This window comes from uncultured Campylobacter sp., from assembly GCF_937997465.1.
Classification (GTDB): Bacteria; Campylobacterota; Campylobacteria; order Campylobacterales; family Campylobacteraceae; genus Campylobacter_A.
In genome coordinates this window covers 1-8,250 of sequence record NZ_CALKTQ010000315.1, presented here as the reverse complement: position 1 = coordinate 8,250, position 8,250 = coordinate 1, and the positions used below count along the sequence as shown (strand labels likewise).

6 protein-coding genes and 1 pseudogene are annotated in these 8,250 nt (G+C 50.4%); all 7 read right to left on the bottom strand.

Annotation, left to right across the window (positions count from 1 at the left end):
- On the bottom strand, positions 1 to 1,721 hold a 1,721-nt coding region (gene tkt / locus Q0546_RS10725; RefSeq protein WP_298792920.1), incomplete at its 3' end, for a transketolase.
- A 48-nt stretch (positions 1,722 to 1,769) separates the two neighbouring features.
- Positions 1,770 to 2,648: a hypothetical protein gene (locus Q0546_RS10720; protein WP_298792919.1), complete on the bottom strand. Its 879-nt coding sequence runs from the start codon at positions 2,646 to 2,648 to the stop codon at positions 1,770 to 1,772.
- Positions 2,649 to 2,767: 119 nt separating this feature from the next.
- Positions 2,768 to 4,039: a hypothetical protein gene (locus tag Q0546_RS10715; protein WP_298792918.1), complete on the bottom strand. Its 1,272-nt coding sequence runs from the start codon at positions 4,037 to 4,039 to the stop codon at positions 2,768 to 2,770.
- Positions 4,040 to 4,189: 150 nt separating this feature from the next.
- Positions 4,190 to 5,440 carry a hypothetical protein gene (locus Q0546_RS10710; protein WP_298792916.1) on the bottom strand — a complete coding sequence of 417 codons (1,251 nt, stop codon included), beginning with the start codon at positions 5,438 to 5,440 and terminating at the stop codon, positions 4,190 to 4,192.
- A 207-nt stretch (positions 5,441 to 5,647) separates the two neighbouring features.
- Positions 5,648 to 6,826, bottom strand: a complete 1,179-nt coding sequence (locus Q0546_RS10705; RefSeq protein ID WP_298792914.1) for a polyprenyl synthetase family protein — start codon at positions 6,824 to 6,826, stop codon at positions 5,648 to 5,650.
- A gap of 89 nt (positions 6,827 to 6,915) precedes the next feature.
- Entirely contained in the window at positions 6,916 to 8,127 is a 1,212-nt protein-coding gene (locus tag Q0546_RS10700; RefSeq protein WP_298792912.1) for a PDZ domain-containing protein, read from the bottom strand.
- Positions 8,124 to 8,250, bottom strand: a pseudogene (locus Q0546_RS10695) (nucleoid-associated protein, YbaB/EbfC family); the annotation flags it as partial. The gene Q0546_RS10700 and the pseudogene Q0546_RS10695, both read right to left, overlap by 4 nt.

Here is an 8,250-nt window from a genome sequence, read left to right as displayed (position 1 = left end):
CCTTCTGCGGTTAATTGTTCTGCGGCTTTCACTGCCAATTCCACTTCAGAACCGGTCGCAATGAAAATCAGATCCGGCGTACCGGCACAGTCTTTTAACACGTAAGCACCGCGCGCTACGTTAGCTAATTGCTCAGAAGTGCGGTCCATTTGTGCCAAGTTTTGACGGGTGAAAATTAATGCACTTGGGCCATCGGTTCTTTCAATCGCCGCTTTCCAAGCAATGGCAGATTCTACTTGGTCGCAAGGGCGCCATGTGTTCAAGTTCGGGATTAAACGCAATGCGGAGGTTTGTTCAACCGGTTGATGGGTTGGACCATCTTCGCCTAAACCGATGGAATCATGGGTGAACACGAACAAGCTGCGTTGTTTCATTAATGCCGCCATACGCACGGCGTTGTGGGCGTATTCGTAGAACATTAGGAAGGTGGCGCCGTAAGGAATGAAACCGCCATGAAGCGCAATACCGTTCATGATTGCCGCCATACCGAACTCGCGTACGCCGTAGTTGAGATAGTTACCATCTACGTTTTGAGTTGCACGGATTGGTTTAGAGCCGGACCAAAGGGTCAAGTTGGAGCTTGCCAAGTCAGCGGAACCACCAAGTAATTCCGGTAACACTTTGGCATAAGCTTCGATAGTATTTTGTGAGGCTTTGCGGCTTGCAATACTTGCCGGATTCGCTTGTAAATACTCAATAAACGCTTGAGATTCTTTTGCCCAATCTGCCGGAAGGTTTTTCTCCATGCGACGGGTAAATTCAGCGGCTAATTCCGGATAGGCTTTCGCATAAGCAGCGAATTTTTCATGCCAGGCTTTTTCTAACTCTGCGCCTTTTGCTTTCGCATCCCATTGTGCATAAACATCAGCCGGAATTTCAAACGGGGCATAATCCCAGTTTAATGCTTTGCGGGTTAATGCGATTTCTTCATCACCTAATGGCGCACCGTGGCAATCGTGAGAGTTGGATTTATTCGGAGAACCGAAACCGATAATGGTTTTACAAATAATTAAGGTCGGTTTGTTGGTTTCCGCTTGCGCTTGTTTGATCGCCTCAATGATTTGTGCCGGGTTGTGACCGTCGATTGCCGGAATCACTTGCCAGCCATAAGCTTCAAAGCGTTTTTGTGTGTCATCGGTAAACCAACCGTCAACATGACCATCGATAGAAATGTTATTGTCATCGTAGAAGGCAATTAGTTTGCCTAAGCCTAAAGTGCCGGCTAAAGAACAGGCTTCGTGTGAAATCCCTTCCATCAAGCAACCGTCGCCTAAGAACACATAAGTATGGTGATCCACGATTTCATGACCTTCGCGGTTAAATTGGCCGGCTAAAGTTTTCTCTGCAATCGCCATTCCCACCGCATTGGTAATACCTTGACCTAACGGGCCGGTGGTGGTTTCCACGCCCGGCGCATAACCGTATTCCGGGTGGCCCGGGGTTTTAGAGCCTAGCTGGCGGAAGTTTTTTAGATCATCAAGGCTAAGATCGTAGCCGCTAAGATGCAAAAAGCTATACACGAGCGAGCTTGCGTGACCGCCGCTAAATACGAGCCTGTCGCGGTTTAGCCAGTTTGGATTTTTAGGATTGTGATTTAGAAATTTAGCCAGCACGACCATGACGTCCGCTAGTCCCATCGGCGCGCCCGGATGCCCGCTGTTTGCCTGCTGCACCATATCAGCGCACAAAAACCTTATCGTATCAGCCATCTTTTTTAGCATTTTTTCTCCTTAGTTTTTATGCGATTATACGAAAATTCGGCTTAAATTTTACGCTTTTAGCGCCGCCGTAAATTTTAAAAATTCGGCGAAATTTTCCTTTTTCTCTTTTAGCTCAAGAGGTATCTGGTGCTCTTTTTCGCCGATTATTATGACGTCTTCTTCCCCCTCTTTTACCGTTATGGACGCGTCTGCGATCTCATCCCACGAGCTAAAAACGGGCTCTTCCATAAGGTCACGGCTAATGAGCCCGCGCTCGTCCAAAATCACGCCAAAAGGTTTACTGAGTCCAAAAAGCGCGCTATCTAAGCTATGAAAAATCGGCGAGCTAGGCTTAAAAACGCCGAGCGATTTGGATAATAACTTACTCTCGTCAAGCGGCGTTTTTAGCGCTTCGCCAAGACCTAACTCTAAAAGTTTATCCGAAATTTTTGCCTCGTCGTTTTGGACTCCGTCCTCAAAAATAGCATTTAAAACGGCTTTTAGCGCCCTTTTCATCGCCGCTTTCATCTCGCCGTCGATTTCAAATTCGCATTTTTCCAGCTCTTGCCAAGCGAGAGTTTCCAGCTCGTTTTGCAGATACTTGCCGAGCCTAAACGCAGCCGCTACCTCATCGACATTTACGGCCGACGCGTCAAATTTAACCAAAAGATGCCGGCTCGTGAGCAAAAATCCTATGCTTTTTCGCCCGATCATCTGCGCATGCACGCCGATAAACGCGAGCGGCCGGGCACCATAAAATTTAGGCGTTTTGCTATAGTCCACGCCCTTTTTCAGCCCTAGGCTTTTATCTAAAATTTGCTCCACCGCCTTTGCGAAAACCTCGTCCGCATCGTCCCAAACCGGGTGTTTAGCGCCATTGCCGTTTAGAAATAAAACATTTTGTGTACTTTCGTCGAAAGAGAGTAAAATTTCATCCAAATTTTTCATATTTTCTCCTAAATTTTATTTAAAAACCATACTCCGCCGCTCGTCAAATTTAGACGCCAAAATCCGCCTCGCAGCCAAATATCATCGCGTCGCCGCGCGAAATTTGAACGATATAGGGCTCATTCACGAGACGGCTCGCATTTTTCGTAAAACCACTCGAGCGTCTCGTTTAGCTTAAACTCATCGCCGTCTAAAAAATACTGCTTGCTGCTTTTGATCGCGTTTTCGCCCGCGGCCACGTAGTCGCCGATGAAGCCGCGGTCCATGACGTCGCGTGCTAAAATTTCACGTTCAAATACATTTACCGTCTTTTGCGTTTCGCGCCATTTGCCGCTCTCACCTGGCTCGCGAAGCGCCGAAGATACGTTATTTCCCGCCTCGTCGTAGGCGTAGACGTACTCGCGCCGCTCGCCATCAGACATCTCGCGATTTTTTATCAGGTTGCCACGCGCGTCGTAGCTAAGCTCGTTTTCAAACACAACCCCCCAGCGCTGCGACTCCCCCTGCCAAAACGACGATGCGGAGTACTTTAGCCGACCTTGCTCGGTCTCCTCGCGCACGTTTTTGTAGCAGCCGTTCCACTCGCTCTTTGCGGCGTCCCAGCGGCATCTAAGATCGGTAAAACGCCTAAACTCTGGCTCTATTTTTTGCACCGTCCTCTCCTGCGGCTGCCACGCGTCCTGGCTCCACGTAAAATTTATCTCAGTGCGCATTCCGTCCGCAGCCGTAAAGGCCGAATGCTTCGTCTGCGGCACCCATTTGCCGCGCCATTTATAGCCCTCGGAGCTAGCGTAGACGTCGCCTTTATAGCGGTATATCGATTTTTCGTACGGAGTCCATTTTTTGGCCTTGTCGCTCCACTCAAAGGTCGCTACGAGCGTGGTTTTGTGGTTTTCGTCATAAAGTCTTTTGATTAGATAAGTTGGCGTCCATTTGCCGTTTTTTAGAGTGAAATTTTGAGAGATTTCCGTCGCGCCCGTTCGCTTTTCGACGGTTTTTTGACCTTGGTTTAGCTTGCCGTTTTGACCGCGCGTATCAATAAAAACAAACGCGCCGTCCTTTGTCCTCTCTGTTTTTAAGAACCCTGCTTTGCGCCATTTTTCGGCGCCAAAGTCCCAATCGTACTCAACGCTGCCTATCTCGCGCTCGCCTCTTTCGTCAAATTTAACAATGCTTTTCGTCCTGCGCTTGCCCTCATCGCTGATTTCGTCGTAGATTTTTTCTAGTAGTCGAGCCTTCGCGTCGTAAGCTTGGCTCGTTTCGTATTTGTAGTGCGGCACGGCGTCGCCCTCCGTCTTGTAGCTCGTCTTTTTTAGGCAAATTTCGCCCGACGCAGCTAGTGGCAAGGCCCAAATCACAGCCATCGCCGCCGCTTTCCAAAAAAATCTCACATTCGCTCCTTTTTAAATTTAGCCGCCCAAACGGCGTCAAATTTGATGCAAAAGAAAAATTTAACGAGCTAAATTTGACGCTCGGGCGCTCATTAAATTTGACCAAATCCAAAGCGTCAAATTTACCGCAGTTGGGCCGCTAGTAAAAGATCATTTGACCCTTTTATACTTCCACGTCTGCTCTGAAGCGAGCTTAAATTTACCGTCCGCCGCCACGAACTGCTTAAAGCTAGTCACCGCGTATCTGCTAGGCATCTCAAAGGACATCAGCGAGCCGCCGTGTCCGACGTCGTCGGCTAATATGCGCGGATCAAAGGTCGTTTCCAGGCGCTTATTTTGCACCCATCTTTTGCCGTTTTCGTCACTAGCTAGCTCGTAGATATCTACGCTCACGTTATCGCCGCGCTCGTTGTAGCCGTAGACGAACTTCTCGCTGCCGTCCATCGTGTCGTATCGCTGAGTTAGCAGACGCTCGCCGCTCTTGTCGTAGATGCTGCGGTTGGAGTACTCCTGCTTCCACTCTTTGCGCTCTTTATCCCACAAAAACGCCGCCGTCTCGAAGCCCGCGCCCTCTACGACCGAGACGCTTTTGCTATTGTTTTCCCATGCGTTTTGCTCGGCGTTCCAGATGAGGTTTATCGTCACGTCTTTGCCGCTAGAGGCGTCGTAGTCGTGCTTTGACATCTCGTCATAGCGCCACACGCCGTCCTCAAATACGCTTCTTACCTGCTCGTATTTGCCCTTCACGTCGCCCGCAACAGTGCTTCTTTCGCGGTTTTGCCACGCGCCGTTTTCGTAGTCCCAGCTCTCATAGCCGCGCGTCTGTCCGTCTGCGCCGTAGAGCAGCTGCGTTTTTGATTTAGGCTGCCATCTTTTGCCGTCCCAGACGCTAAGCACGATAAGCTCGTTCTCGCCGTATGCGTTCTCGACGGTTTTGGTTAGCGCGGCTTTTTGCCATTTGCCCTTTACCAGCTCGTATCTGATCTCTTCGCTAGCGTTTTTTAGGTACTTTGTGATGATTTTGCTAGCATTTTCCGGCACGCCTCTGATAAACGAACTAGACTCCTGCGTGAGAACGCCTTTTTTATAGTCGGCTTTGTATTCGGTTACTTTGATCCATTTTTTCGCGGTAAAATCATAGCTATAGGCTTCAAATTTCGTCATCTCGCCGGCTTTGTTGTAGTAGCTGATCTCTTTGTGTTTGCCCTTTAGGCCGTCTGCGAGCTCGGAGCTGCTCACTAGCTCTAGGCGGCGAGCCTTGGCGTCGTAGCTTTGCTTGGTTTCATAGCTAGAAGTCGGCTCCTCAAAAGTCTTTTGCGCGGTGCTAGCTAGCATGTAGTCGTACTCTTTGGCAAATGCCGCCGCACACAAAAGCGCAAGCGATAAGGCTATTTTTTTCATTATCTCTCCTTTTGATAAATTTAAAAGATTATAGCATAAAAAGGACACCGAATTTTGCCGATTTTACGGCAGGATCGGCACGGTTTAGAACGTCGTTTATTTATACCGAGCGGATAGAGTTTTGTAGTTATGGATAAAATTTGCGAAATTTGACGGCAAATTTGACGGCTCAAATTTGACCGCCTAAAACGCAAATTTAAGCTAAATTTACCGTAGATGCTTGTCGATGAGGCCCGTCACGATAGCGCGGATACCCGCATGCACGCCGCCTAGCTCGCGCTCTATCTTTGCGATAAGCTCGTTTTTAGCCTGCACCGCGCCCTCCACGCCAAGAAGGTTGGTAAAGGAGTTTTTCGCGCCGTCGTTATGCGTCGGCTTGCCCGCCGTTTCGGCGCTTTGCGTCGCATCGATGATGTCGTCTGCGATCTGAAACGCCAGCCCCAGATCAAGCCCGATGTCGTATATGCGCGTAGCCTCCGCCTCATCTAGCCCCGCCACGACGCAGCCTGCTTGCAAGCTCGCCGCGATGAGGCGCGCGGTCTTGTGGATGTGCAGAAATTTTAGCTCTTCAAGCCCTAGCTTTTGATTTTCGAAATAGCAATCCACCGCCTGCCCAAGCGCCATGCCGTAGATGCCGGCGTTGCGGCTTAGGATCTCGACGCATTTTATGCGCGCGTCCGCGTCCAGCGGAGCTTTTGCTATCTGATAAAAGGCATGAGTGTTTAGCGCGTCGCCCGCTAAAATCGCCGTCACTTCGTCAAATTTGACGTGCAAACTAGGCTGCCCGCGGCGCAGATCCGAGTCGTCCATCGCGGGCAGATCGTCGTGGATGAGCGAGTAGCTGTGCATCGTCTCAAATGCCAGCGCGACGTGAAACGCCGCCTCTTTGCGCTCGGGATGCACCGCCGCTACGACGCCTGCAACCAGCATCGCGCGAAAGTGCTTGCCGCCCGATTTTAGCGTGTAAGAAAGCGCCTCGTCAAAACACGGATGAAAGCTAGGATTACTTGGCAAATGCGCGCTCAAAAACGCCTTAAACTCGGCTAAAAGCGCGTCCTGATCGGCGGCGCTAAGAGCGGTTTGGTTTGCATTTGGCTGCAAATTTGCGCCCGAGGTAAAACACGAGCCTTTTGCCGCGTTGAGCAAGATCAAATTTGATCGGTTTTTCGGACTTTGAGTCGGATTTTCGGAGCTAGTTTTGGCTTTGGTCGAGTTTAAAATTTGAGAGCGATTTTGAGACGAGATCGCGCGCGAACTGCGAACCAAAATTTGACACTTCGGCAACGCCTGCGACTCGCTCAAATTTGACGATTTCGCCGCGCTTTGAAGGCAAATTTGATCATTGCCGCTAAATTTTGATTTTGCCACTAAATTTTGATTTTGCATCTATTCTCCGTTTTATTTTGCCGACTGGCCGGGCGCAGGCTAAATTTCTCAAATTTAGCCCACAAAGGCGTTAAATTTGCCGCCAGCGACTACCGCGCATTATAAAAAAAGTCAAAGCCGTTGCGTCTAAATAGCAAATTTTGACCGCCGCCTTTAGCGAGCAGGCCGAGCGCTTCTTTGCGGCTTGAGACAGCCTTTTGCCCCACTTGTATCAGCTTGTCGCCGACTCTGACGCCAAATTTGGCCGCGCCCGAGTTTGCGTCGACGCTTTTTACCGTTAGCTTCTCGTCAAAGGTTATTCCGTAGAGCTTTTGCACGCTCGCGGCATCGCTGCTTTGAGGTATGGACTGGGGTTTTGCGTCGCTAGAGACGGCCTTTTTATCCGCTTTCGTCGGCGCTTTTTGCTCTTTTTTGGCCGCGTCGTCCGAAACCGCCACGCCAAATCTCAAAACCTCGTCGCCGCGCTTGATCTCAAATTTGAGCCGCTCGCCCTTTTTGGCGAACAAAATCCTCTCGTTTAGCTCGCGCAAGCTCTGCATTTTTTCGCCGTTTACGCTTAAAATTTCATCTCCCGCCATCAGCGCTGCGCCGCGTCCGAGCGGATCGACGCTCTTTACGTAGAGCTTGCCGTCTTTTTCCTCAAAAACCGCTCCGACGTCGCCGTAGTAAACGTCTTTATACGCCGCAAAGTGCCTTAGATAGCGGCTCGGGACGAATTTGTCCCCACCCACGGCGATACCGCGTAGCTTGCAGCACGGACTTAGCACGGCACCCGTGCCGTTTACGTCAAACGTGAGCACGTCCAGCTCGCCTAGCGCCTGTGCCTGCGCCTTTACGTGGCCGTAGACGGTCGCGTTTAGATCGCGCGTGACGCTGACCCAGTCGCTTTTTTTCGTTGTGTTATCGTCGGCCATCTTCATAGGCTCGAGTTTGGCGTCCGAGGCGACCAGATAGAGGCCCAGATACGGGTCAAATTTGACGTAGTTTTTCACGGGGATTTCGCCTTTTGGCACGGCGATTAAATTTGGCGTGATCGCGATACCGCCGTTACCCGCGACGTTTACCATGGCAGGCAGGTTTTTCTCAAAGCAGGCGTTAAAATCATCCTGCGTCGGGCGCGGCTCGGCTCTAAGCGACGCAGCAAATGCGCAAATCACAAAAACCGCAAAAAGTGGAGAGCAAAATTTGCGAGCTAAATTTGAGTTCAAATTTGCAGTCGTACTATCCAAAGCGCCGCCGAAATTTAACCGCGCGAGCCCAAAAACCGCGTCCAAACGGCGCGAGATAGCTACGCATTTCATTGCCATAGCCCCATGCCGGCAAACCCGCCTAGCATCCTTGACGCGGCGTTCTTGCGGTCGTCCTCGATCATCTTTAGCACGTCGTTTACGGCGCTGATGAGCAAAATCTGCAAGCTCTCCTTG